The following is a 23,665-nucleotide window of genomic DNA, read 5'->3' as shown; positions in this document are numbered from 1 at the left end:
AGGCAGCGTGGATCGGTTGGTCCGGGAGCGGTCAGCCCTGGTGATCTTCACCCAGGTCGTCATCACTCAGGTCTTCGTCGTTCTGGTTTGCAGCTTCGGCCTTGGCCAGCTTGTCGGCCTTCAAGGCGTCGCGGATCAGGTCGTCGGTCAGGATCAGCTTTGCCTCGGCAAGCGCCGAATAGGGCACGGTCACGCGCGGCTCTTCGCCATAGGCGGCCTGGTCGCGCTCCAGCGTGAAACCGTTCTCGTCGGTTGCGATGATCTTGCCGCGAAAACGCTTGCGGCCATCGAGCATCACGGAGGTTTCGCACTTCAGAAGGTGCCCGCTCCAGCGGCTGAAATCGGACTTGCGCACCATCGGACGGTCGATGCCGGGCGACGACACTTCCAGATGATACGCCTTGTCGATCGGATCTTCCACATCCAGAACCGGAGAAACCGCCATGGACACGGCTTCGCAGCCCTCGACATCCATGGTTCCGTCGTCACGCTCGCACATGATCTGCAAGGTCAGGCCGTTCTGGTTCATCAGACGAACCCTGACGAGACGGAAATCCATCGCTTCGAGCGTCGGCTCGATGATTTCGGCGACCCGGAGGTCGAGGCCTGTCTCGACGATGAGACGCGGTTCCTTGGTGCTGTCCTGCATTTGGTCTTTCGGCGCTGTCGCCGTCCCGGCGATGATGCTGCGAACTGACCGCCTAACAAAAAAGAGCGGGTCCCGGTCAGGCCCCACCCTTCATCTGACGATCAAGAATATGAGAGCCATATACGCTTTCAGCGCCGCAATTGCAAGCGTGCCCGCAAAGCCTGGGTGTTTGCGGGCAAGGAAGCGCTCCGCGCGCGGCTGGTCCAGACTGCGGCGGCTCGCTGGAGAGGTTTGCGGCCGATCAGAGTAGATCGGCCGCAAGAGGACGGGCCGCTGTGTTTTTTGCGCTTGCCGTCAGCCCGGCGCTGACTAGTTTAGCCGGCAGCATCAAGAGCATGAAGAGGTTCACCGTGCCCGAGCGGGTCTCACCCCTGGCGCCTTTCGGTTACCAGACATTCCGCACCATCTGGATTGCCAGCATCGCCTCCAATTTCGGTGGCCTGATCCAGGCCGTGGGGGCTGCCTGGATGATGACGGCGATTTCCTCGTCGGAGAACATGGTGGCCCTGGTGCAGTCCTCCACGGCGCTGCCGATCATGCTGTTTTCGCTGGTCGCAGGCGCCCTTGCCGATAATTACAACCGCCGCCGCATCATGCTGACGGCGCAGGGTTTCATGCTGGTGATCTCGCTTTTGCTGACGGTCTTTGCCTTCTTCGGCTGGCTGACACCCTGGGCGCTGCTTGCCTTCACCTTCCTCATCGGCTGCGGCACGGCGCTCAACAATCCGTCCTGGCAGGCGTCTGTCGGGGATCTCGTGCCGCGCCCTGTTCTGCCGGCGGCGGTGACGCTGAACAGCGTCGGCTTCAACATCACCCGAAGCGTCGGCCCGGCCATCGGCGGCGCCATCGTCGCAGCGTTTGGCGCGGCGGCCGCCTTTGCCGTCAATGCCGCCAGCTATTTTGCGCTGATCTATGCGCTGTGGCGCTGGAAGCAGGAGGAGGCGGAAAGCAGACTGCCGCGCGAAACGCTGGGGCGGGCGCTGTCGGCCGGCTTCGGCTATGTGGCGATGTCGCCGAAACTCCTGAACGTGCTGTTCCGCTCGGCTCTCTTCGGTCTTTCGGCGAGCGCCATCCTGGCGCTTCTGCCGCTGGTCGCGCGTGATCTCGTCTCCGGCGGGCCGCTGACCTATGGCTTCATGCTGGGTGCATTCGGCGTCGGGGCGGTGGGCGGCGCCATGCTGAATGCCCGGCTGCGCGAGATGTTTTCGAGCGAGATGATCGTGCGCATCGCCTTTACCGGCTTTGCAGTCAGTGCCGTGGTCTCCGCGCTGTCGACCGTCACTTGGCTTACCTGTCTCGTGCTTCTGATCCCCGGCGCCTGCTGGGTGCTGGCGCTTTCCCTGTTCAACACCACGGTGCAGCTGTCGACGCCGCGCTGGGTGGTCGGGCGGGCGCTTTCCTTCTACCAGACGGCGGCCTTCGGCGGCATTGCAGTTGGCAGCTGGGTCTGGGGCGCGCTTGCCGAAGAGCATGGAGTGGCGACGGCGCTGATGCTGGCAAGCCTTGCCCTGGTGGTGGGCGCCGCGATCGGCTGGAAACTGTGGCTGCCCTCGCTGGAAACGCTGAACCTTGATCCCGTCAACACCTTTCGCGAACCCTCGCTGAGGCTCGACCTCCAGCCGCGCAGCGGCCCGATCGTGCTGCTCGTCGATTATACGATCCGCGAGGAAAACGTCGCCGAGTTCCTGACCCTGATGTCGGAGCGCCGGCGCATCCGCATCCGTGACGGCGCGCGCCAGTGGGGGCTGCTGCGCGACCTGGAAAACCCGGATATCTGGACGGAGACCTATCACACGGCGACCTGGGCCGATTACGTGCGCCATAACCAGCGCCGCACCCAGGCAGATGCCGAGGTCTGGTCGCGCATCCGGGCGCTTCATGCCGGGCCGGAGGGACCGCGTGTCCACCGCATGATTGAGCGCCAGGCCATTCCGCCGCTTAATGCGCGCGACGAAGTCTTTCTGAAGTCTGCGCTTGATATTCACCACTGACAGCAACGGATTCTCGGAGGCACGCATGGTGACGATCCGCAAGGCACGCCGCGACGACCTTTCCGCCATCGTCGCCATGCTGGCCGACGACGCGCTGGGCCTTGCCCGCGAAGTGGTGTCGGATCCCGTCGATCGGCGCTATGTCGAGGCCTTCGAGGCCATCGACCGGGATGAAAACCAGATGCTCGCCGTCGCCGTGTCCGAAGAGGGTCAGGTGATCGGCTGTCTTCAGGTAAGCTTCATCCCCGGCCTGTCGCGGCTTGGCCTGTGGCGCGGGCAGATCGAAAGTGTGCGGGTGGCCGGGCAGGCGCGTGGACGCGGCATCGGCCGCGAGATGATGGTCTGGGCCATCGAGACGTGTCGAAAGCGCGGCTGCAGGCTCGTGCAACTCACCTCTGATCGCAGGCGCGAGGATGCCCACCGCTTCTATGAAAAGCTTGGCTTTGAAAACAGCCATGCGGGTTTGAAGCTAACGCTCTAGTGGTCTCATTTCCCGATTTCCGACCGTCGCCAGCTTCGTCCCAATGTATATTTCAAGTTCATTAACATGGAAGAGGTCGAGATTTTCGTCAAGAATACGCGATAAGCGGATTGATATGGTGTTTGATAGCGCCGGATGTTGTCGTGTGACAAACCACGAAGGCAGGAGTTGTGAGGTTTTCGGGTGGAAGAAGGTCGTCTCAAGTTTTATTGTGCTTTGATTGGCAAGATCCTTTTAGGACCCATAGTCTTGGGCATGGTGGTTCATCATCTGATCAACGGGGTCATCATGGGTTTGAGCAGAAGGGACAGCACACTGATCGAGCTGAGTAGCGACCCCGCTGCATTCTACGTTTTCGCCGGCCTGTGGCTCGTTTTGGCCGCATTCACAATGGCAATCAGCGTCAAAGCGCTCATGTTCTATTTCAAAAATCGGCGTTGATGCTGCCTATACCGAGATAGTCTGTTGAGGCTCGAAAGTGAGCTGTCAGCGCAGCTTTGCCTTCAGGCTCTCGTCCGGAAAACAGGTAGGAGACAGCCCGTTCTTCTGCTGCCAGTCCCCCAGCGAACGGCGGGTCTTGAAGCCGGCAAGCCCGTCGGCATTGCCGACATCGTAGCCCTTGGCCTGCAAGGTCTTCTGCATGGACAGAACATCCGAGCGCAGCATTTTGCCCACCGGCCCCCAAGAGCCCTCGAAGGCCCCGGCACCATAGGCGATACGATCGGCCAGATTGCCGATGAAGAGCGCGTAGAGGTCGGAATTGTTGTATTCCTTCAGCACGTAGAAATTCGGCGTGACGATGAATTCCGGACCGTGGCGGCCGGCCGGCACCAGCATCATGCCGTCGACCCTCTGCTCCGCGGCGGGAAAGGTCTTGCCCGAGACGCGGCGGATGCCCATGCCAGCCCAGGTGGAAATCGGCTTGGCCAGATCCGGCCCCTCCTGCGCGCAGGAGACGTTTTGCGGGATAGACACCTCAAATCCCCAGTCGCGCCCTCGGCTCCAGCCCTTCAGCGCCAGATAATGGGCAATCGAGGCCAGCGTGTCCGGCACCGAATTCCAGATGTCGGCGCGTCCGTCGCCGTCGAAATCCACCGCATAGCGGGCATAGCTAGACGGCATGAACTGCGGCTGGCCAAGGGCGCCCGCCCAGGAGCCCATCATCTTGTCCGCGGTGATGTCGCCATGCTCGATGATGCGCAGCGCGTCGATCAGCTCGGTGCGGAACATGTCCTTGCGGGTCGACATGAAGGCTTTTGTGGCGAGAACGTCGAGCGCCGGATAGGGCAGCTTTGCCCGCCCATAGCCGGATTCTCGACCCCAGACGGCGAGCACGATGGCGCCCGGCACGCCATAGGTCTGCTCGATCTTGCGCAGCGTTGCCGCATGTGTGGCCGCCAACGAGCGGCCCGTCGCGGCAAGGCCCTGCAGCCGCTGCTCGGAAAAATAGGCGCCGGGGGATGAAAACTCCGCCTGGCTCTGGTCACGCTCCTTCGGCGGCGTGGTGCCGGGCGGCACCAGATCCGGCAGGTCCCAATACAGTTTCACGCCGTTCAGCGCGTTCTCGACGGTGCGAGCGGAAACGCCGGCCTTGCGCGCCTCTGGCGTGATTTCGCTGGCAAGCCAGGTGCGGAACTGCCCTTCCACCTGAGCTTTGGAGGGGGCGGCCAGCGCCGGAAGCGGCAGGAGAGACAGGGCAAGAATGGCGATGGCGCCGGCTATGCGCCGCCGGGCGGTCGTTCTCAACATGAGCCTGTTCTCCTCAGATCGCGGTGCGCGCACGAAGCGCTGCCGTCAGCGTGCCCTCGTCGAGGTAGTCAAGCTCGCCGCCGACCGGCACGCCATGGGCAAGCCGCGTGATGCGCACGTCGAGATCGCCCAGACGGTCGGTGATGTAATGGGCCGTCGCCTGTCCCTCGACGGTGGCGTTCACCGCAAGAATGATTTCGCGGATGCCGCCTTCGCTCACCCGGTCGATGAGGCCCTTGATGTTGAGGTCATCCGGTCCGACGCCATCGAGCGGCGACAGCGTGCCGCCAAGCACGTGGTAGGACGTGTTCATCGCGCCGGCCCGTTCCAGCGCCCAGAGGTCGGACACGTCCTCTACCACGATGATGACGGCCTGGTCGCGTCGCTCGTCGGTGCAGACCGTGCAGGGATCGACCGTATCGACATTGCCGCAGCGCGAGCAGACTTTTACCTTGTCATAGGCCTCGCCCATGGCGGCCGACAGCGGACCCATCAGCTGTTCGCGCTTCTTGATGAGGTGCAGGGCTGCGCGGCGTGCGGAGCGGGGGCCAAGCCCCGGAACCTTTGCCAGCAACTGGATGAGTTTTTCGATTTCGGGACCGGTCACACGTTTTGCCATGCGCCGCTTTTAGACCATATGTCTGGAAAACGGAATCGCACAGTGAGGCTTGCCCCATGAAAGTCAGCGCCATCTGTCTCGGTCAGGCGGAAAAACTGCCGGGAAAAAGTTATAAGACGGGCATCAACAAGCACTCTGTTGCGGGCGCGGTGCTGGTTGATGAAAACGGCCTTGTCGGCGATGCGATCTGCAACCGCAAATACCACGGCGGGCCGGATCAGGCGGTCTATGTGGAGGGCAGTCTGACGCTGGACTGGTGGGCCGAGGCGCTCGGTCATCCGGTGGCGCCGGGCCTTTTTGGCGAGAACCTCGTTATCGGTGGCCTCGACAACCGGGATGTCTGCGCCGGTGATCGCTTTTACCTCTCAGGCGGGGTGGTGCTGGAGGCGACGTCCGCTCGAATACCCTGCAACACGTTTTCCGCCCACATGGGAGATGCAAAGTTTGCCAAGCGCTATATGGCAGCGGGCCGGCCCGGCATTTACTGCCGTGTTTTTGTGCCGGGAACCGTGAGCCGGGACGAGGCGGTCACGTTAGAAGCATTTTCCGGTGAAAAAGTGCCGATCGTGGAGATGATGCGGGCGTTTGGAAAGAGGCTGACGCCGGAAGATCGGGCGCGGTATCTCTCAGCACCGATCCACACGAAGCTGCGCGCGGATCTGGAAAAGGCGGGCAGTTGAGGCGGGGCTGTCTGCCCCTCATCCGGCTCCCGGCACCTTTTCCCTGTTTTGACGGTAGGGCTATCGCATTGAAATAAGACCCTCTCTGCCCTGCCGGGCATCTCCCCCACAAGGGGGGAGAACCGATGTGACAAGCGCCCTGTTCCCGCATCAGACGGTGCGACTGGATTAAGCCCTCCCCCTTGTGGGGAGGGTTTGGGAGGGGACTTGTCTCATATGCGATAGCCCTGGTTTTGACGAGGCGAAGGGACATTGGGGCGACCCATTTGACCCATGCAACGTCTTGGAGAGCAAAAGCTTGTTTCCCAGCGCTCCCGCTGCGGCCTTGCGCCTGCCTTAGAACGGCAGCTTCATGCCGGGCGGCAGCGGCAGGCCGGCGGTCAAGGCTGCCATCTTTTCCTGCGCCTGGGCTTCACCCTTGTCCTTGGCATCCTTGTGGGCGGCCACGATCAGGTCTTCGAGGATTTCCACCTCGTCTTCCTTGAAGAGGGAGGGATCGATCTTCAGGCCGCGCATCTCGCCCTTGCCGTTGAGGACGACAGTGACGAGGCCGCCGCCGGCCTTGCCTTCGATTTCAAGGGCAGCGATCTCCTCCTGCACCTTTTCCATCTTGGCCTGCATTTCCTTGACCTTGCCCATCATGCCCATGATGTCGCGCATCGGGTCCGCTCCTTTATGCTTGTCGTTAGAATTCCATGTCGTCGCCGGGCAGGATATCGCCTTCGGCACTTTCGATGGTTGCCGGTGGCGGCGCCTCGTCGGCATCGTCGGTTATCTCCGTCACCCGGATGCGCACGTCGGTGATGCGGGCGCCGGGAAACTGCGACAGGATGGCGGCGACATCCGGATCGGATCGCGCATCGGTGAGACGCGCCTCGCGGGCCTCCGTTTCCTGCTCGGACAGCGTCTGCGACCCGGCTTCGCGGCTGAGGATCACCATCCAGCGGATGTCGGTCCATTCTTCGAGGCGCTTCTGCAGGTCGCCGACAATGCTTTTCGGCGCATCGGTCGGCAGGTTGATTTCGAGCCGCCCGGGTTCCACCTTCACCAGCCGCACGAAGCCCCGCAACAGCGCCTTCAGCTTCGGATCGCGATTCTTGGTGCAGAGATCGGCAATATCTGACAGCGAGGTGATCGACACCTTCGGCTGCGTCTGCTGTCTCTGCTGCGGCGCGGGCCTGGCATCCGGCTGCGCCTCGGTCTGCCCCATCGCCATCGGCGGGGAAGAGGCCGGCACTGCGGCCAGCATGGCGGTCGCGCCGCCTGAAGGCATGCGGGCAGCCTGTCCCGCATCGGAACCGCGTGCCATTGCCGTCACCTGCGGGGCCGCCATTGCGCGCGCGCCGCCATTGCCATTGCCGGCCGGCGAGGGTGAGGCCGCCGGATCGCTGCCGCCGCCGGAGAGAAGATCGGCCATGCGACGCGCGGCATCTTCCGGCGAGGGAAGGTGCGCGGCATGGGTGAGCCGGATCAGCACCATTTCGGCAGCGCCGGCCGGACGCGATGAATTTTCCGCCTCCGGAATGCCCTTCAGCAGCATCTGCCAGATGCGCGACAGCGTGCTGACGGCGACCGTACCGGCAAATTCGGCGCCGCGCAGGCGCTCCACTTCACTCAAGGACGGGTCGTCTGCGGCATCCGGAATATATTTGATGCGGGTGACGAGATGGGTGAAGTCGGCGAGATCCGTCAGCACCACGACGGGGCTCGCGCCTGCTTCATACTGGGCAGTAAATTCGGACAGTGCCGCCGTCACGTCACCCTTTACCACATGCTCGAAGAGATCGACGATGCGGGCGCGGTCGGCAAGGCCCAGCATACCGCGCACGGTTTCCACCTGCACGCTGCCGCCGCCATGGGCAATCGCCTGGTCGAGGAGCGACAGGCCGTCGCGCGCCGAACCCTCGGCGGCACGCGCCACCATGGAGAGCGCTTCCGGCTCGAAGGGCACGGCTTCCTTGTCGAGAATGGTCGAGAACAGGCCGACCAGATCGGCCGCACTGATGCGGCGCAGGTCAAAACGCTGGCAGCGCGACAGGACGGTGATCGGAACCTTGCGGATCTCGGTGGTGGCGAAGATGAATTTCACATGCTCCGGCGGCTCTTCGAGCGTCTTCAACAGGCCGTTGAAGGCCTGCGTCGAGAGCATGTGCACTTCGTCGATGATATAGACCTTGTAGCGCGCCGATACCGGGCGATAACGCACCTGCTCGATGATTTCTCTGATGTCGTCGATGCCGGTATGGGAGGCAGCGTCCATCTCGATCACGTCGACATGGCGGCCTTCCATGATCGCCTGGCAATGTTCGCCGGGGATGCGCAGGTCGATGGTCGGCTTGTCGATGTCGGCGGTCTTGTAATTCAGCGCGCGCGCCAGAATGCGGGCGGTCGTCGTCTTGCCGACGCCGCGCACGCCGGTCAGCATGTAGGCCTGCGCGATGCGGCCGGTCTCGAACGCGTTGGTGAGGGTGCGCACCATCGGTTCCTGGCCGACCATCAGGTCGGAGAAATCCTTCGGGCGGTATTTTCGTGCCAGGACCCGGTAGCCGGCATTGGCCGTCGCGGTGTTTCCCGAAACTGTCGGCCCGTTTACCGGCGGCTCTATGTCGCTCATGAGGTTCCGCCAGCCTTCTTCAAGACCGCCCCCGGCCTCTGCCGGATTGCGGACCGACCGGACGCTGGCCAACTAGGAAATGAGGTGGGAGGCTGGCACGGCGACCCGTGCCTGGCTCGTTAGGGCTGCTTCCTTCCGGACCTGACCCGGTTGGCGAGTGGCTCGTCCACCACCAACCTCCCGAGGCGACATATCGGCAATAACGTACGCAAATGCAAGCCAAGCTTCCAAAAAACTGCTAGCAAGACAAAAAAAGCAGGAGGAAACCCTTGAGCCAATTCGACCTGGATGCCCGGCTGGCGCGCGATTCCGATCTCGTGACGGTGCTCGGCCTTTGTCAGCTGCGCATCCTGAACGATAGCCGCTGGCCTTGGCTGATGCTGGTGCCGCAGCGGCCGGGAATGACCGAGATCTTCGATCTGACGCCGCTTGACCAGGCTATGCTGACCTTCGAGACGAACCTTGTGGCGCAGGCACTGAAGCGGGTCACCGGCGCGAAAAAGATCAATGTCGGGGCGCTCGGCAATATCGTGTCGCAGCTTCACGTCCATGTGGTGGCGCGAAACGAGGGGGATCCCAACTGGCCGGGGCCGATCTGGGGCCACGGTTCTGCCGTACCTTACGACGAGGAGCAGAAGCGAGCTTTCCTTGCAGCCCTCGATAAAGCCCTCTGACCCTTCAAGATTTGGCCCCATGACCCTTTCCCTCTTCGATACCGATTCCCCGCACGGCGAAGCAAGCCGGCTGACGGCATTCACCGGCAACCGGCTGGACCGCGATGCCGAACACCGCACGGAAGACAGCCTTGATCAGGCGCTGGCGGTGGGCGGCGCAACGCTCCTGGCGTTTTCCGGCAACCGGCTCCTGCTGAAGGAGACTGAGGGTACGCTTGATCCGCTGTTTGACCGTGCGGAGCTTGAGGCTCTTCGGCCGGATCTGGCGGGCGCCATCCTTTTGGGAAAGCGCCAGGATGGGTCGCCGCGCCTTGCCGTTCCGGTCCTTGAGCCTGCGGACGCGCTTGCACTGTCGTTTCGCCTGACGGATCCCCGCTCGGCCCTGCGCGATGGCCTGGTCGCGGAGGAGGTGCTGGGCGAGGTGGCGCAGGCCGTCAGCCTTCTGCACTGGAACGAGGCCAACCGGTTCTGCGGCAAATGCGGAACGAGGACGCAAAGCCAGCTTGCCGGCTACAAGCGCATCTGCCCAGCCTGCGCGCATATGATGTTTCCGCGCACCGATCCTGTCGTCATCATGCTGACGGTGGACGAGGCGCGCGATCGCGTGCTGCTTGGCCGCGGCCATCACTTTACGCCGGGCATGTATTCGGCGCTTGCCGGTTTCGTCGAGCCGGCGGAAACTATCGAGGATGCCGTGCGCCGCGAAACGCGCGAGGAATCGGGCATCGTCACCGGACGCGTGCGCTACCACGCGTCACAACCCTGGCCGATGCCGCATTCGCTGATGATCGGCTGTTATGCCGAGGCTCTCAGCGAAGAGATCCACATCGACGCCCAGGAGCTCGAGGATTGCCGCTGGTTTTCGCGCGCCGAGGTTTTGGCCATGCTGGCGGCTGATCCGGCGGGCGAGGGGCCGTCGGCGCCGATGCGCGGTGCCATTGCCCATCGCTTGCTGCGCGACTGGGTGGAGTGGAACCGCTGATCAGGACGCCGTTTTCCGCCGGGTGAATTCGCGCACGGCAAGCGAGACGCCGATCACCTGCAGAAGGCAGCCGAACCCTTCCGATGGGGTCGGAAGGCGCAGGTCCATGGTGAGCCCAAAGATCAGGCCGAACACGGTTTCCGCCACGATGAGCTGGGCCGTCAGCGCCAGCGGCAGCCGGTTCGAGGCAAAGCTCCAGCACCAGGTGGCAAGCCAGGAAGCGGCCATGCCCAGCACCACGGACCAGAGGACGAAACGTATCAGCACCTCGGAGGGCACGGTCTGATAGGCGTCGGAGGCCATGGGCAGAAGCAGGATCGAGCCGATCAGCGCGCCCAGCCCATGCAGGGTGGTCCAGTCCATGGCACTTGGAGGATTGTCGGCCCGCATCAGGCGGGAATTGACGATGCCGTAGATCACCCAGACGAGAAGGGCTGCCACCGCGCAGCCGGCACCCGCCAGCACCATGCGCTGTCCGGCAATGTCGAGCTTAGCCACCAGCTCGAGATTGACCACCAGGATGCCGGCCGCAATCATCACCAGAGGTGCGGCAAGCCGGCGCCAGGCGATGGTGCGCTCCATCAGGTTGGCGATCGCCGGCAGCACCACCGGCGTGACGCCGATGATCAGCGGCGGAATGACGGGACCGGCCAGAAGGACGGCCTGCGAGGCCAAGAGAAAATAGCCGACATATCCAATGACGCCGAGCGACATGCCGATCAGCGCGCGCTTGACGCCGACACCCTGCAGGCGAAAGCGCGGATGCAGCATGGTGATGAGGCAGGTGATGCCGAAGACGAAGTAGCGGCCGATCGTGATGTCCCAGACGGAGAAGGGATGCACGAGGCGCGCGGCCACAAAGGTCAAGCCCCACAGCGCTCCGGTGAGGAGGCCGGCCAAGATGCCTAAAAGCATGCGGTCTCCTTTTCAGGCTCGTTACGAGCCGTTGAGCGACCGGCGCATGGGATGGCCGAGATAGCTGCCGAGAATGCGGACCTTTTCGGAAAAGAAGCGCAGCTCCTCCAGGGCTCGGCGCACCGGCGCATCCTCCGGGTGGCCCTCGATATCGGCATAGAACTGGGTTGCCACGAACTTGCCGCCGATCTGGTAGCTTTCGAGCTTCGTCATGTTGATGCCGTTCGTCGCAAAGCCGCCCATCGCCTTGTAGAGGGCGGCTGGAATATTGCGCACATTGAAGACGAAGGTGGTGACGATGAGGTCGTCGGCGCTCGTTCGGTGAGCCCATTGCTCGTCGCGCGACAGAACCACGAAACGGGTGACGTTATGCTCGGAATCCTCGACGTTTTCCTGCATGATTTCAAGCCCGTAGAGACCGGCGGCCAGACGCGGCGCAAGGGCTGCCATCGAGCGGTCGCCGCGCTCCGACACCAGCCGTGCGGCGCCAGCCGTATCGCCGGCGACGACGCCCTTCCAGCCGTTCGAGCGGATGATCTTGCGGCACTGGCCAAGCGCATGGATATGGCTGTGGACGGTGCGGATTTCTTCGCGCGAAACGCCCGGCAGCACCATCAGCTGGAAGCGGATGGGCATGAAATACTCACCGATGATGTGCAGGCGCGAATCGGGCAGCAGGTGGTGGATGTCGGCGACACGCCCGGCCAGCGTATTTTCGATGGGGATCATCGCCAGATCCGCCTCGCCGCTTTCCAGCGCCGTAAAGGCATCCTCGAAGGTCGGGCAGGGCAGGGGTTCCATGGTCGGGAACATGTCCCGGCAGGCCATGTCGGAGTTGGCGCCGTGATCGCCCTGGAAGGCGATGCGATTGGTGGTCGAAGACATGAGGGGATGTCCGGTCAGAGGGGGCGGCCGGCGAGGATCGCGCGCGCCTTTTCAAGGTCGGCGGGAGTATCGACGCCGAGCGGCACGGAGTCAACGATCTCCACGTCGATGCGCATGCCGGCCTCGAGCGCCCGCAATTGCTCAAGCTTCTCGCGCTGTTCCAGGACGGAGGGACCGAGCGTGACGAAGCGTTCGAGCGCTGCGCGGCGATAGGTGTAGAGGCCGATATGGTGGTAGAGCGGGCCATCGCCATAAGGAGCGGTGGCGCGCGTGAAATAGAGCGCGCGCAGGCGGTTTTCGGCAATCGGCGAACCTACCACCTTGACGATATGCGGCAGCACCTTGTCTTCCTCGTTGTCGATCTCGACGGTCAGCGTGGCGATATCGACGGCCGGATCCTGCATCGGACGCAGCGAGGCATGGACAGCGGACGCCTCGATGGTGGGAAGATCGCCCTGGATATTGACGACATACTCGACCTTGCCGTCGGGGTCTGCGGCCACCAGGGCCTCGTGAATGCGGTCGGAGCCGGACTGGTGGTCGGCGCGCGTCATCACCACGTCGAAGCCTGCGGCCTTGACGGCATTGAAGACGTCCTGGTCGTCGACGGCCACCATGACGCGGCCGACATCGGCTTCACGGGCGCGGCGCGCCACCTGCACGATCATCGGGGCACCGTTGATGTCGGCGAGCGGCTTTCCCGGCAGGCGGGTGGAGGCCATGCGCGCCGGAATAAGAACGAGCGTCTTGTCAAAAGCCGTATTGCGCATTGATTTCTCTTCTGGCACTGCCGGTGGGATGGCAAAAGGTCTCAGGGGCTGCAACGTGATTCAGGTTGCACCGATCCTGCAAAAGACATAGCTTTCAACGGATTTCAAGGTGGGACGCCTGTGATTCCGGCGGGTGGGCCGGCGGGCGGGAAGGAGCTTTTCTCGGATGAATTCCTATACGAACATGGCCGCGGGGGCCTTGCTCGGCACTGTCTTCGTGATGATGTCGGTCTCGATCGCCTCGGAAGGTCTTTTCCACGCGAAAGCACCCGAAAAGCCGGGATTTGCCATCGTGGCCGAAGAGGCGCCGGCCGAGGGGGGCGCTGCCGGTGCCGCCGCGCCGGCCGCCGTGCCGATCGCCAAGCTGCTGGCCAGCGCCGATGCAACGGCAGGGGCAACCGTGTTCAAGAAATGTGCGAGCTGTCATTCGGCCGAACCGAGCAGCCCCAACAAGGTCGGACCCGGCCTGTGGGGCGTCGTCAATCGGCCGATCGCAGCGCATGAAGCCTTCAGCTATTCCGCGGCCATCAAGGACTTTTCCAAGGGTGGCGCGGAGAAGTGGGATTATGAGCATCTCAACCACTTCCTGACGGCGCCGAAGGCCTATATCAAGGGCACAGCCATGGGCTTTGCCGGCCTGAAGAACGATCAGGAGCGGGCAAACGTGATCGCTTATCTGCGGTCGCTGTCCGATAGCCCCGCGCCGCTGCCGGATCCGGCTGCCGCACCGGCGACCAACTGATTTTTCGATAAAGTCTGAAAAGGCCCGGTTCGTCCGGGCCTTTTTGCGTCCGGGGGTCAGCTCAGCAGCCAGGCCCAGAAGCTGACGGTGACGATGCCGGTGATGGTGGTGATGCTGATCACCGAGGCGGCAAGGCTCTGGCCGGAGCGGAAGCGGGTGGCGATGATCCAGGCATTGATGCCGGTCGGCACCGAAGAGGTCAGCACAATCGCCGCCGTCCAGGGTTTCGACAGACCGAGCAGATGGGCAAGACCATAAACGACAGCCGGCAGCAGCAGCAGTTTCAGCACGGCCATCACTGCTGCCAGCGACAGATTGCCATGCACCGGATATTTCTTCAGCGTCATGCCGAGCGAAATAAGCGCGGACGCGGCAGTCACGGCGGCGATCTGGTCCACCACGCTCTTGAGCACGACCGGGAGCGCGCCAAGGCCGGAGATGTTGAAGGCAAGGCCGAACGTCAGCGCAATCACAAGCGGGTTGCGCGAGAGATTGGTGGCCACCTGTTTCAGAACCGTCACCAGGCTGCGCCGCCCGCCACCATCCACTTTGGCGCTCGCATGTTCCATCAGGATCGTGCCGGCCACCATCATCAGCGGCAGGTGGATGGCAAGCAGAATGGAAAGGGCCACCAGCCCGTCATCGCCGACCGAGCGGCCGACCAGAGGCAGGCCGATGAAGACGTTGTTGGCAAAGGCGGACGACATGCCGGCAATGACGCCGATCTTTTCGTCGCGCCCGAAGACATGCTTTGCAATGAGGTGGCCGATCGTCCAGGTCACCGCCACGCCGGCGAAATAGGCGATCCACAGGCGAAACGGCGAGGCGCCCTCGAAATGCGCCTCCGCCAGCGTGCGGAAGATGAGGGTCGGAAGCGCGATCTTGAAGACGAATTCGGCCAGCGCATCCCCGGTCTCTTCGCGCATCAGGCCGGTGCGCGCCACCAGAAAGCCGATGAGGATCAACAGGAAGACGGGCGCGACATTGACGAAGACGGCTGACACGGGGGAAGGGCTTTCAAAGAGGAGATACCCCGTTTAGCCCATTCGACCGTGACCGACAAACGCGAACCCGGCCGCCAGCTCAAAAAAAGAAAGCGGGCATCGAGCCCGCTTGTCACCCGAAACCGGGTCCCGGTATCGCCTCCTGCCAGTTCATCCGTGGTCCTGGAAGCGATCCGATGCCGTGACGTATAGCGCCCTTTCGTGACGGGAGAATGACGGTTCTCGCCGTAAGCCGTGGCGGTTTTTTCCTTTTCTTCAACTCTGAAAGCTATATGAGGAGGCAGTCGCCAACCGCGGAGATTGAAGGCTTCATGAGCAAGTTCGACGTTCTGACCATCGGCAATGCCATCGTGGATATCATTTCACGCTGCGACGACCGGTTTCTCGAAGAGAACGGCATCATCAAGGCTGCCATGAACCTCATTGATGCGGAACGCGCGGAACACCTCTATGCGCTGATGGGCCCCGCCCACGAAGCCTCCGGCGGCAGCGCCGGCAATACGGCAGCCGGCGTCGCCAGTTTTGGCGGGCGTGCGGCCTATTTCGGCAAGGTGGCCGAGGATGAGCTTGGCAAGATTTTTGCCCACGACATCCGCGCCCAGGGCGTGCATTACGAGACGAAGCCGGATGGCACCTTTCCGCCGACCGCCCGCTCGATGATTTTTGTGACCCCCGATGGCGAGCGTTCGATGAACACCTATCTCGGCGCCTGCGTCGATCTGGGGCCGGAGCATGTGGAGCCCGAGGTGGTGGCCCAGTCGAAGGTGACCTATTTCGAAGGCTATCTCTGGGATCCGCCGCGCGCCAAGGAAGCCATCCGCGAATGTGCCCGCATCGCCCATGAAAACGGTCGTGAAGTGTCGATGACGCTGTCCGATCCGTTCTGCGTCGGCCGCTACCGCGACGAGTTTCTCGATCTGATGCGCTCCGGCACTGTCGATATCGTGTTTGCAAACCGTCAGGAGGTTCTGTCGCTCTACGAGACGGATGATCTGGAACTGGCGCTTCAAAACATCGCGGCCGATAGCAAGCTTGCCTGCGTCACGTTGAGCGAAGAGGGCGCCATCGTCGTGCGCGGCACCGAGCGTTTCAAGATTGAGGCGTTGAAGATCGACAAGGTGCTGGATACGACAGGTGCCGGCGACCTGTTTGCCGCCGGATTCCTGGCCGGCTACACGGCCGGCCGGCCGCTCGATGTGTGTGGCAAGATGGGTTGCCTTGCCGCCGGCATCGTCATCCAGCATTTCGGGCCACGCCCGATGGTATCGCTGAAGGAAGCCGGGCAAGAGGCTGGCCTTCTTTAAGCCGGTTGAGGTCTACTTGAAGGCCTCGTCGGGATAGGCACCCCATATCTCGGCCTGCGAGACCCAGCCCTCCACGGAGCCGGCAATGGCCTGGCACCAGGTGCCGTTGCACTGTTTCAGGCGCATGATCACGCCCGGCTCCAGCTTGGCCAGAACCTGGGCGGAGCTTTGCGGATCGCGGCGCATGTTGACGAAGACATCCTGGCCCTTGCTGCGCATCCAGGGGGCGGCAATGGCGCTGCGCTCGCCCGACAAGAGCGCCTGGTTGACCCAGCCCTCCGTGCCGTCGGCATCGCGCACGCGGCGCCAGTTTTCGTATTCCTGAATGATTTCCATCGGCAGCCCCTCCTTCATGTACATCCAGGAGACGGCATAATCGGTGCTGGGACCGATGCGGATATTGACGCGGCGGGATTTCAGGCTGACGAAGCGCGGCAGAGGCAGGCCGCTTGCCCCTTTCGAGGCGCCCTGGGCAAAGGCCGGTGCCGTCACCGGGGCGATACCGGACATGGCGACGAGAAGCAGGGCTGCGAGGCTGGCGATACGGATGGAGCGGTTCATGTTTCTTCTCTTTGCGGGTCGTCAGGTGCTGCACCCCGAGCCATCGGTCAAACAGCAGCCGGTCCTCGCTGAGGTTTTGTTTGTCTTCGCCGGTGGGTCTGGTAGAAAACGCCTGATCCGCCGAATGTCGCCCATCTTGGTTAACGACTTCTGAACGAGCTTCTGTAGGACGCCCATGACCGCCAGGAAAAAGCCCAAGGTTTATATCACCCGCAAGCTGCCGGATGCGGTCGAGACGCGGATGCGCGAATTGTTCGACGCACAGTTGAACATCGATGACGTGGTGCGCACGCCCGAGCAGCTGATGGAGGCGATGAAGACGGCGGAAGTCCTGGTGCCGACGGTGACGGACCGAATCGATTCGGCGCTGATCGAGGCGGCCGGGCCGCAGCTGAAGCTGATCGCGAGCTTTTCCAACGGCGTCGATCATATCGATGTGGATGCGGCGGCCAAGAAGGGCATTACCGTCACCAACACGCCGAACGTGCTCACCGAAGACACAGCCGACATGACCATGGTGCTGATCTTTGCGGTCTTGCGCCGTCTGATCGAAGGCTCGCGGGTGCTCACCGAATCGCCGGCAAGCTGGGCCGGCTGGTCGCCCACCTGGATGCTCGGCCGGCGCATCGGCGGCAAGCGCATCGGTATCGTCGGCATGGGGCGCATCGGCACGGCCGTTGCCCGCCGCGCCAAGGCCTTCGGCCTGTCCATCCATTATCACAACCGCAAGCGGGTGAACCCGGCGACCGAGGAGGAACTGGAGGCGACCTATTGGGACAGCCTCGACCAGATGCTGGCGCGTGTCGACATTGTCTCGGTCAACTGCCCCTCGACGCCAGCGACGTTTCATCTGTTGTCGGCACGGCGGCTGGCGCTGATGCAGCCGTCAAGCATCATCGTCAACACCGCGCGCGGCGATATCATCGATGAAGCCGCTCTCGTCCAGTTGCTGCGCGAGGGCAAGATTGCCGGCGCCGGCCTCGACGTGTTTTCCAACGAGCCGCTGGTCAACCCGAAGCTCCTGAAGCTTGCCCATCAGGGCAAGGCGGTGCTTTTGCCGCATATGGGCTCGGCGACGATCGAAGGGCGCATCGACATGGGCGATAAGGTCATCATCAACATCCGCACCTTCTTCGACGGACATCGTCCGCCGAACCGCGTGCTGCCGAGCCGCCTCTGAGGCGCGCCTTCCTGCTTCGAGATGCCGATCCTGTCGGATAGAAGCCCCCCGGGAGAGGAGGCATGCCTGACCTCTTCTTCGTTCTCGCAACATCGTGACGATCTTTCTTGGCGTCTCATCGATCCAGCCGGGAACACGCGCCGTAAAGCCACATCAGAGATGAAAGGAGGCAGCCATGAAAACGGCTTTGGTCTCGCTCACGATGGGGCTTTCGATGGTGACACTGACGCAGACGGCCGAGGCCGCGGATCTGGTGTTTGAACGGTATTTCGCCGGCAGGACGACCGCCACCGGCTCTTTTGGCGCCATCAACGGCGTCAGGCGCGATTTCAAGGTGGACCTCGACGGTCGCTGGAACGGCAAGACGCTGGTTCTGCGCGAGGATTTCGTCTTCTCCGACGGCGAGAAGGACACCAAGACCTGGCGCTTCACCAAGACCGGCGAGGGCCGCTACAGCGGGACCCGTGAGGATGTCATCGGTTCGACCGATGTGGTGATCGAAGGCAAGGTTGCGAAGTTCACCTATCTCGTCAACCTTGGCACGGCGGCAAAGCCCAACACCGTGCGTTTCCATGACACGATGGTGCTGCAGCCGGACGGACGGGTGATCAACACCGCCTGGGTGACGAAATACCTGTTTCCGGTGGCAAAGACCCGCGTCGTGTTCAGCCGCTGAACGCGGGTGCCAAGGGTCGGACCGTCAGAGCGTCTTGCGCATTTCGATGAAGGTCGGCCGGTCATAGCCGGGATGCGATTTTTCCGCGGTCTTTTCAAAGCCCCAGGCGCCGAAGGTCGCATGATTGGCAACGAGCTCGATGCGCGTGTCCAGCCGAAGAGCCGGCAGGCTCAAGCGCTTCGCTTCTGCCTCTGCCGCTTGCAGTAGAAGCCGGCCGATGCCGCGCCCCTGGCAGGCGGGCGAGATGGCAAGCTTGCCGACATAAAGACTGGCCGCCTCCGGCTTCAGGAACATGCAGCCGACCAGCGTGTCGCCGTCATGGGCGAGAAAGGCCGTCTCATCGCGGGCTTTTTCAGCAAGCGTCGCCGGTGTCAGGCGATGGGCGGAGGACGGCGGATCAATGACCGTGTCCATATAGGAAAAGGCCTGCAGGATGAGGGAGAGCAGACCTTGCCAATCGGCAAAGTCCGAAGGGACGGGGGCAATGGTAATCATCGACTTTCAGGTTTCATGCGGCGCTTGTAGCGGATCGTGTTGAAGGTGGCGGCGAGCGCGTCATAGATCAGCAGGCGGCCGACGAGCGGTTCGCCGATGCCGGCAATCAGCTTGATCGCTTCCATGGCCATCAGCGTGCCGATGACGCCGGTGAGGGCGCCGATGACCCCGGTTTCCGCACAGACCGGCACCAGGCCCTGCGGGGGAGCTTCCGGAAAAAGATCGCGATAACGGGGGTTCTGTCGGCCCTCGGCATCGGTCTCATAGGGTTTCAGCACCGTCACCGTTCCATCGAAACGGCCGACGGCCCCCGTCACCAGCGGTATCTTGAATGCGTCCGTCGCATCGGCTGCCGCATAGCGGGTGTCGAAATTGTCCGATCCGTCGATGACCAGGTGAAACCTTGCCAGATGCTGGGCTGCAAATTCAGGCCCAAAGCGATCTTCGAACCGGATGGTGCGCACATGCGGGTTAAGCCGTGCGATGGCGTCTGCCGCGCTCTGCGTCTTCAATTCGCCCAGCGTGCCGCTGTCGTGAATGACCTGCCTTTGCAGGTTGGAGAGCGACACCCGGTCGTCGTCCACGATGCCAAGCGTGCCCACGCCGGCGGCCGCCAGATAGTGCAGCACGGGGGCACCCAGCCCACCGGCGCCGATGACGAGCACGCGGGCCCCCTTCAGCTTCTTCTGGCCTTCCCCGCCCACTTCCGGCAGCAGGATATGGCGCTTGTAGCGTTCGATTTCGTCCGATGTCAGGTGATCCATGAGAAAGAGCCTAGCACGGGGAAAGCCCGGGTGGAATCAGCCATGAACGGCCCCCTGCGCCACGGTCAGAAATTGCGCCCGCGCGCCGAGCGCTGAAAACATGGCCCGGTCGGTGCCGGTCATGAAGGATTGGCCGCCGAGATCATCGACCAGATCGAAGAGTGCGGCCCGGCGGCCCTCATCCAGGTGTGCTGCGATCTCGTCGAGCAGCAGCACCGGCGCGTGACCGGTCATGTCGGCCGTCAGCCGCGCATGGGCAAGCACAAGCCCGACCAGCAGCGCCTTCTGTTCGCCCGTCGAGCAGCGGCCGGCATCCATATCCTTTTCGCGGTGGCGTACCAGAAGATCGGCGCGGTGCGGCCCCGTCAGCGTGCGCCCGGCGGCGGCGTCGCGGGCGCGGGTCTCGCGCAGCGTTTCCAGAAACGCCTCTTCCAGTTCGGCAAAGGGCCGGCCAGCGCCGTCTTCGAGAAACCCGGATAGCGCAAGATGCGGCGTCGGGAAGGGCGATGCGGCACGCTCAATGAGGGCCGACAACAGGTCGAGCATTTCGATGCGCGCGGCCGCCATCGCCATGCCGAGCTCGGCCATCTGCAGTTCGATGCCGGTGAGCCAGGCCGGATCGAACCGCCCTTCCGACAAAAGCTTGTTGCGGCTGCGCATGGCACGCTCATAATCGGCGGCGCGCCGGCCATGGGCGGGATCGAGCGACAGGACGAGGCGATCGAGAAAGCGACGGCGATCCGACGAGCCGCCGGTAAACAGGCCATCCATGGCGGGCGTCAGCCACAGGACGTTCAGATGATCGGTGAGTTCCTCCACCGAGCGCGCCGGTGTTCCATTGAGCCGCAGGCGCCGGCTGACGGTCTCTTCGCCGCCCTCGATCCCCGTGCCGATCGCCACCTCGCCCTCTCGGCCTTCGACATCGGCAAAGACGGAAAAGCCACCGCTTGCCCCGACGCGCGTCACATCCGAAAGCACCGCGCGGCGCAGGCCGCGGCCGGGAGACAGGAAGGAAACGGCTTCGAGAAGGTTCGTCTTGCCCGAACCGTTATCGCCGGTCAGCACCACATGGCGATCATCGAAGGACAGCGCGGCCGCCGCATAGTTGCGGAAGTCGGTCAGCTTCAGTGTCGAAAGGAAGGTTTTCTGCGCCATGGTGCTTCGCATTGATCGTGCCTAGCAGCTAATGCTTCGGCCAGGCGATAGCAAGCTTGCGCCGGATTTTTGCCGTTCAGTGGGCGCCTGCCCGTCCCGGCCGGAGCAAAAAACAATGGAACCCTGCGCGCCAAATCATGTTAGGATCCGCTGAAATTCACCAGTCCGTGGGGAGAGCGGGCATGAACAGAGAGCAAAGCCATCAGCCTTTGAGCGCACGGGAGGCGCAGGCGGACCATTGGAGCATGATGCGGTTTCTGGCCATCAATGCCTGCGTCGGCTTTCTGATCGGCCTTGGCGTTGCCTTCAGCCTCGTCTGGTTTGATCTTGGAGGGCTCGGCACGCGGGTCGCCCGTTCGCACACACCCTTCATGGTGATGTTCATGCTCTCGGTGCCGATGGCGTTTACCTTCAGCGGCGCCGTCACCGCATCGGCTGTCATGCTGATGCCTTATAAGGCTAAGACACAGGCCTGACCCTTTTCGACGTCCGGAAGAACGCTTTCCAATCCAGCGCACCTGCAGTAGAGGAGGCATCATGTCCGATACGATCCCGACCGAAACCGTCCCCTCGCAGAACGAGCGCATCGTCAAGCTCGAGGAGATCGTCGCTTACCAGGCAAAAACCATTGACGAGCTGTCCGAGCAACTGGTCGAGCAGTGGAAAGTGGTGGAGCAGACCCGCGCCAAGCTCGACCGTCTGACCGAGCGCTTCCTGACGCTGGAAGAAAGCTCGCTCGACGCGCCGGCGATCACTAGGCCACCGCATTACTGAGCACATCGCGCCGATCCCGGCCGTCTGCAGGATGCCGTTCCATCAGCGCTTGCGCAGGCCCTGCGTGAACTGCCGCGCGGCAAGCCGCAGCTCGGAATCGGACATGTCCAGCCGGTGCATCACCAGCCGCGCGATGGCAAAGCTTGCGATCTGCTCGCCGGCCATGTCCGCATCGACATCGTCAGCCAGCGTACCACGCGCCTTGTTGCGCGAAAGAACCTCGCCGATCCAGTGATAGCGCCCCGCAGTGTAGTCACCGATCACGCGCGCCGAGGCATCGTTCGACTGTGCTTCGGCCAGGATCGAGCGATAGATGGCACCGGCCGGTGTATCCCGCCAGTGGCCGATCAGGCCCTTCAGGAACAGAAAAATATCCTCCTCCAGCGCGCCGGTGTCGGGCATCTTGAGGTCCGGTTTCTGCAGCTCGTAGATTGCCAGAAGCAGCGCGCCGCGCGACGGCCACCAGCGATAGATGGTGGGCTTGCCGGCCCGCGCGCGTCTCGCCACCGCCTCGATGGAGAAGCCGGCCAGCCCGGATTCGGTTATGATGTCGGTTGCCGCCTTCAGGATCGCATCGCGGCTTTCCGGATTGCGTTGCGCACCGATGGAGGTTCTGCGGATGTCTGACGTCATGCTGTTTCCTTGCCGCGACTTGGCTCGTGTCGAGCGGCCGCTGCGGTCCTGTGGTCTGGTAGCATGAAAAGCCCCGGCGCGGAAAATCCCTTGCCTGTAAACACAAGTTTGAATAGATACGAAACGGATCGTTTTTATTTGGTATCTCCATGGCTCCGCAACAGACCTCTGCAAAGGCGCAGTCTCCGCATCCTGCCGCGCGGTCGGAAGAACCGGCAGCCGGCCTGCCGCAGGCTCTTGCCCACTCTCATTCCCATCCGCACGCGCATCCCCACAGCCACGCCCATCACGATCATCCGCATCTGCAGCCGCAGGCGGATCAGAGGCCTGTTCTTGCGCCGCGTCCGGCACCGCATCGCCTTCGGCTCGCACTGGTGCTGATGCTTTGCGTCTATCCGGTCATCACCACGCTTCTCTACGTGCTGGTGCCGCTCACGGAGGGCTGGGCCACCTGGCATCGCACGCTGCTGATCACGCCGGTGATGGTGTTCAGCATCATCTTCGTCGTGACACCGCTGATCCTGAAATATCTGCACTGGCTGGTCATTCCCCGCGCCCGCCAGCGGTCCTGACCGACCCCGCGAACCGCCCGGCAGATGTCGCACGATAGTTCCCAGGCTCGATTGACATCGATCAGGACGGCAGCTGGGCCGAACTGATAGGAACGACCGTATCCCATCAGTGAAAGGGTGAGGCGTGCTGACTTTCTGTCTGTCCATACTGTTGCTTCTGGCAACACCCGGTCCCACCAACACGCTGATGGCGCTCGCCGGCTATCAACACGGCTGGAAGAGGGCCGCTCCGCTGATCTCGGCGGAGCTTGCCGGTTATCTCCTCATCATTATCCCCGTTTCAACGCTTGCCGCGCCACTGTTCGAGGAATGGCCGGTCCTTGCCCTCTGGGCGAAGCTTGCGGCCGGCGCCTGGGTCTTCTTCCTGGCAGTCAAGCTCTGGACCGTTCAGCCGGACGCCGCCGGCGCGCGCCAAATCGATTGGCAGAGCGTTTTCGTCACGACCTGCCTCAATCCGAAGGCGCTGATCATCGGCCTCGTCATCATGCCGCGTGGCGCGCTTGCCTCGCTTCTGCCCTGGCTTCTCATGTTCGCACTGCTGGTGTTTGGTGCAGCGAGCGTCTGGATCCTCGGCGGCAGCCTGCTGCAGCATAGGGGCGGATCCCTGCGCACCCACATCCTCATTCACCGCATTGCCGCCATCGGCCTGCTGCTGTTTGCCACGCTGCTTGCCGGGGCAGGGCTGAAGGCTGTCGCCTGACGAGTGTATTAGGCGGACATGTAAACGCCGGCCTGGAGGCCGGCGTTTGGACTTTGGATGGGGTGGGCGTCACGCGATCACCGCAGCTGGCCATCG

29 protein-coding genes and 1 other RNA gene are annotated in these 23,665 nt (G+C 63.0%); 15 read left to right on the top strand and 15 right to left on the bottom strand.

What is annotated here, in order from left to right:
* Nucleotides 1-31 precede the first annotated feature (31 nt).
* On the bottom strand, nucleotides 32-649 hold the full coding sequence (gene rimP / locus ACEXP3_RS18690; RefSeq protein ID WP_210103962.1) for a ribosome maturation factor RimP: 618 nt from the start codon (nucleotides 647-649) through the stop codon (nucleotides 32-34).
* Between the two features lie 335 nt (nucleotides 650-984).
* Here rimP and ACEXP3_RS18685 point away from each other — a divergent pair, with 335 nt between their 5' ends.
* The 3 genes from ACEXP3_RS18685 to ACEXP3_RS18675 all read left to right on the top strand — a co-directional run bounded on the left by ACEXP3_RS18685 (nucleotide 985) and on the right by ACEXP3_RS18675 (nucleotide 3,562).
* Nucleotides 985-2,640, top strand: a complete 1,656-nt coding sequence (locus tag ACEXP3_RS18685; protein WP_377298588.1) for an MFS transporter — start codon at nucleotides 985-987, stop codon at nucleotides 2,638-2,640.
* A 25-nt stretch (nucleotides 2,641-2,665) separates the two neighbouring features.
* Nucleotides 2,666-3,121, top strand: a complete 456-nt coding sequence (locus ACEXP3_RS18680) for a GNAT family N-acetyltransferase (protein WP_377298587.1) — start codon at nucleotides 2,666-2,668, stop codon at nucleotides 3,119-3,121.
* Nucleotides 3,122-3,370: 249 nt separating this feature from the next.
* On the top strand, nucleotides 3,371-3,562 hold the full coding sequence (locus ACEXP3_RS18675) for a hypothetical protein (RefSeq protein ID WP_210103958.1): 192 nt from the start codon (nucleotides 3,371-3,373) through the stop codon (nucleotides 3,560-3,562).
* Between the two features lie 45 nt (nucleotides 3,563-3,607).
* Here the strand turns inward: ACEXP3_RS18675 and ACEXP3_RS18670 are convergent, their stop codons facing one another.
* Together ACEXP3_RS18670 and recR are read right to left on the bottom strand one after the other, a co-directional pair.
* Nucleotides 3,608-4,843: a lytic murein transglycosylase gene (locus ACEXP3_RS18670; protein WP_377298673.1), complete on the bottom strand. Its 1,236-nt coding sequence runs from the start codon at nucleotides 4,841-4,843 to the stop codon at nucleotides 3,608-3,610.
* A 40-nt stretch (nucleotides 4,844-4,883) separates the two neighbouring features.
* A complete protein-coding gene (recR, locus tag ACEXP3_RS18665; protein ID WP_210103957.1) occupies nucleotides 4,884-5,489 on the bottom strand; it encodes a recombination mediator RecR in 606 nt (201 codons plus the stop codon).
* A 56-nt stretch (nucleotides 5,490-5,545) separates the two neighbouring features.
* Here recR and ACEXP3_RS18660 point away from each other — a divergent pair, with 56 nt between their 5' ends.
* A complete protein-coding gene (locus ACEXP3_RS18660) occupies nucleotides 5,546-6,169 on the top strand; it encodes an MOSC domain-containing protein (protein ID WP_377298586.1) in 624 nt (207 codons plus the stop codon).
* Between the two features lie 336 nt (nucleotides 6,170-6,505).
* Here the strand turns inward: ACEXP3_RS18660 and ACEXP3_RS18655 are convergent, their stop codons facing one another.
* The 3 genes from ACEXP3_RS18655 to ffs all read right to left on the bottom strand — a co-directional run bounded on the left by ACEXP3_RS18655 (nucleotide 6,506) and on the right by ffs (nucleotide 8,964).
* A complete protein-coding gene (locus ACEXP3_RS18655) occupies nucleotides 6,506-6,829 on the bottom strand; it encodes a YbaB/EbfC family nucleoid-associated protein (protein WP_210103955.1) in 324 nt (107 codons plus the stop codon).
* A 25-nt stretch (nucleotides 6,830-6,854) separates the two neighbouring features.
* On the bottom strand, nucleotides 6,855-8,783 hold the full coding sequence (locus ACEXP3_RS18650; RefSeq protein WP_377298585.1) for a DNA polymerase III subunit gamma/tau: 1,929 nt from the start codon (nucleotides 8,781-8,783) through the stop codon (nucleotides 6,855-6,857).
* Nucleotides 8,784-8,867: 84 nt separating this feature from the next.
* Nucleotides 8,868-8,964: signal recognition particle sRNA small type (gene ffs, locus ACEXP3_RS18645), an RNA gene on the bottom strand.
* Between the two features lie 88 nt (nucleotides 8,965-9,052).
* Between ffs and ACEXP3_RS18640 the strand changes: the two genes are divergently transcribed.
* On the top strand, nucleotides 9,053-9,457 hold the full coding sequence (locus ACEXP3_RS18640) for an HIT family protein (protein WP_377298584.1): 405 nt from the start codon (nucleotides 9,053-9,055) through the stop codon (nucleotides 9,455-9,457).
* A gap of 19 nt (nucleotides 9,458-9,476) precedes the next feature.
* Nucleotides 9,477-10,439: an NAD(+) diphosphatase gene (gene nudC / locus ACEXP3_RS18635; RefSeq protein ID WP_377298583.1), complete on the top strand. Its 963-nt coding sequence runs from the start codon at nucleotides 9,477-9,479 to the stop codon at nucleotides 10,437-10,439.
* Here the strand turns inward: nudC and ACEXP3_RS18630 are convergent, their stop codons facing one another.
* Genes ACEXP3_RS18630 through ACEXP3_RS18620 form a run of 3 tightly spaced genes read right to left on the bottom strand, consistent with a single transcriptional unit; the run spans nucleotide 10,440 to nucleotide 13,009 of the window.
* Nucleotides 10,440-11,354, bottom strand: coding sequence for a DMT family transporter (locus ACEXP3_RS18630; RefSeq protein WP_377298582.1), 915 nt, complete (start codon nucleotides 11,352-11,354; stop codon nucleotides 10,440-10,442).
* A 21-nt stretch (nucleotides 11,355-11,375) separates the two neighbouring features.
* Nucleotides 11,376-12,239, bottom strand: coding sequence for a prephenate dehydratase (locus ACEXP3_RS18625; protein ID WP_377298581.1), 864 nt, complete (start codon nucleotides 12,237-12,239; stop codon nucleotides 11,376-11,378).
* A gap of 14 nt (nucleotides 12,240-12,253) precedes the next feature.
* Complete coding sequence (locus tag ACEXP3_RS18620; protein WP_377298580.1) at nucleotides 12,254-13,009, bottom strand: 3-deoxy-manno-octulosonate cytidylyltransferase; 756 nt, start codon at nucleotides 13,007-13,009, stop codon at nucleotides 12,254-12,256.
* Between the two features lie 166 nt (nucleotides 13,010-13,175).
* Here ACEXP3_RS18620 and ACEXP3_RS18615 point away from each other — a divergent pair, with 166 nt between their 5' ends.
* Complete coding sequence (locus ACEXP3_RS18615; protein WP_210103948.1) at nucleotides 13,176-13,751, top strand: c-type cytochrome; 576 nt, start codon at nucleotides 13,176-13,178, stop codon at nucleotides 13,749-13,751.
* A gap of 56 nt (nucleotides 13,752-13,807) precedes the next feature.
* On the opposite strand, the gene ACEXP3_RS18610 is transcribed toward ACEXP3_RS18615, so the two are convergent.
* Nucleotides 13,808-14,755 (bottom strand): AEC family transporter, encoded by a 948-nt coding sequence (locus ACEXP3_RS18610; protein ID WP_377298579.1) that lies wholly within the window; start codon nucleotides 14,753-14,755, stop codon nucleotides 13,808-13,810.
* Between the two features lie 311 nt (nucleotides 14,756-15,066).
* Between ACEXP3_RS18610 and ACEXP3_RS18605 the strand changes: the two genes are divergently transcribed.
* Nucleotides 15,067-16,059: an adenosine kinase gene (locus ACEXP3_RS18605; RefSeq protein ID WP_377298578.1), complete on the top strand. Its 993-nt coding sequence runs from the start codon at nucleotides 15,067-15,069 to the stop codon at nucleotides 16,057-16,059.
* Nucleotides 16,060-16,071: 12 nt separating this feature from the next.
* Here the strand turns inward: ACEXP3_RS18605 and ACEXP3_RS18600 are convergent, their stop codons facing one another.
* Entirely contained in the window at nucleotides 16,072-16,569 is a 498-nt protein-coding gene (locus ACEXP3_RS18600) for an SH3 domain-containing protein (RefSeq protein WP_377298672.1), read from the bottom strand.
* A gap of 49 nt (nucleotides 16,570-16,618) precedes the next feature.
* On the opposite strand from ACEXP3_RS18600, the gene ACEXP3_RS18595 reads away from it, so the two are divergent.
* The 3 genes from ACEXP3_RS18595 to ACEXP3_RS18585 all read left to right on the top strand — a co-directional run bounded on the left by ACEXP3_RS18595 (nucleotide 16,619) and on the right by ACEXP3_RS18585 (nucleotide 18,476).
* Nucleotides 16,619-16,774 (top strand): hypothetical protein, encoded by a 156-nt coding sequence (locus ACEXP3_RS18595; protein ID WP_377298577.1) that lies wholly within the window; start codon nucleotides 16,619-16,621, stop codon nucleotides 16,772-16,774.
* A 21-nt stretch (nucleotides 16,775-16,795) separates the two neighbouring features.
* Nucleotides 16,796-17,800 carry a 2-hydroxyacid dehydrogenase gene (locus ACEXP3_RS18590; protein WP_377298576.1) on the top strand — a complete coding sequence of 335 codons (1,005 nt, stop codon included), beginning with the start codon at nucleotides 16,796-16,798 and terminating at the stop codon, nucleotides 17,798-17,800.
* Between the two features lie 175 nt (nucleotides 17,801-17,975).
* Nucleotides 17,976-18,476 (top strand): DUF3833 family protein, encoded by a 501-nt coding sequence (locus ACEXP3_RS18585; protein ID WP_210103944.1) that lies wholly within the window; start codon nucleotides 17,976-17,978, stop codon nucleotides 18,474-18,476.
* A 24-nt stretch (nucleotides 18,477-18,500) separates the two neighbouring features.
* On the opposite strand, the gene ACEXP3_RS18580 is transcribed toward ACEXP3_RS18585, so the two are convergent.
* The 3 genes from ACEXP3_RS18580 to recF are packed head-to-tail and all read right to left on the bottom strand — an operon-like array spanning nucleotide 18,501 to nucleotide 20,890.
* Nucleotides 18,501-18,971: a GNAT family N-acetyltransferase gene (locus ACEXP3_RS18580; RefSeq protein WP_377298575.1), complete on the bottom strand. Its 471-nt coding sequence runs from the start codon at nucleotides 18,969-18,971 to the stop codon at nucleotides 18,501-18,503.
* On the bottom strand, nucleotides 18,968-19,735 hold the full coding sequence (locus ACEXP3_RS18575) for a molybdopterin-synthase adenylyltransferase MoeB (protein WP_377298574.1): 768 nt from the start codon (nucleotides 19,733-19,735) through the stop codon (nucleotides 18,968-18,970). Before ACEXP3_RS18575 ends, ACEXP3_RS18580 begins: the two co-directional genes overlap by 4 nt.
* Nucleotides 19,736-19,771: 36 nt before the next feature.
* On the bottom strand, nucleotides 19,772-20,890 hold the full coding sequence (recF, locus tag ACEXP3_RS18570) for a DNA replication/repair protein RecF (protein ID WP_377298573.1): 1,119 nt from the start codon (nucleotides 20,888-20,890) through the stop codon (nucleotides 19,772-19,774).
* Nucleotides 20,891-21,072: 182 nt separating this feature from the next.
* Here recF and ACEXP3_RS18565 point away from each other — a divergent pair, with 182 nt between their 5' ends.
* Nucleotides 21,073-21,366 carry a hypothetical protein gene (locus ACEXP3_RS18565; RefSeq protein ID WP_210103940.1) on the top strand — a complete coding sequence of 98 codons (294 nt, stop codon included), beginning with the start codon at nucleotides 21,073-21,075 and terminating at the stop codon, nucleotides 21,364-21,366.
* Nucleotides 21,367-21,427: 61 nt separating this feature from the next.
* On the top strand, nucleotides 21,428-21,664 hold the full coding sequence (locus tag ACEXP3_RS18560; RefSeq protein ID WP_210103939.1) for a SlyX family protein: 237 nt from the start codon (nucleotides 21,428-21,430) through the stop codon (nucleotides 21,662-21,664).
* 42 nt (nucleotides 21,665-21,706) lie between these two features.
* Here ACEXP3_RS18560 and ACEXP3_RS18555 read toward each other — a convergent pair whose 3' ends face one another.
* On the bottom strand, nucleotides 21,707-22,297 hold the full coding sequence (locus ACEXP3_RS18555; RefSeq protein ID WP_377298572.1) for a TetR/AcrR family transcriptional regulator: 591 nt from the start codon (nucleotides 22,295-22,297) through the stop codon (nucleotides 21,707-21,709).
* Nucleotides 22,298-22,446: 149 nt separating this feature from the next.
* On the opposite strand from ACEXP3_RS18555, the gene ACEXP3_RS18550 reads away from it, so the two are divergent.
* Nucleotides 22,447-22,869: a putative antibiotic biosynthesis monooxygenase gene (locus ACEXP3_RS18550; protein ID WP_377298571.1), complete on the top strand. Its 423-nt coding sequence runs from the start codon at nucleotides 22,447-22,449 to the stop codon at nucleotides 22,867-22,869.
* Between the two features lie 124 nt (nucleotides 22,870-22,993).
* A complete protein-coding gene (locus tag ACEXP3_RS18545) occupies nucleotides 22,994-23,569 on the top strand; it encodes a LysE family translocator (RefSeq protein ID WP_377298570.1) in 576 nt (191 codons plus the stop codon).
* Nucleotides 23,570-23,665 lie beyond the last annotated feature (96 nt).

It is taken from the genome of Neorhizobium fuzhouense (assembly GCF_042611105.1).
Taxonomy (GTDB): Bacteria; Pseudomonadota; Alphaproteobacteria; order Rhizobiales; family Rhizobiaceae; genus Neorhizobium; species Neorhizobium galegae_A.
The sequence above is the reverse complement of the archived record's forward strand: the minus strand, read 5'-3'. Positions and strand labels throughout refer to the sequence as shown.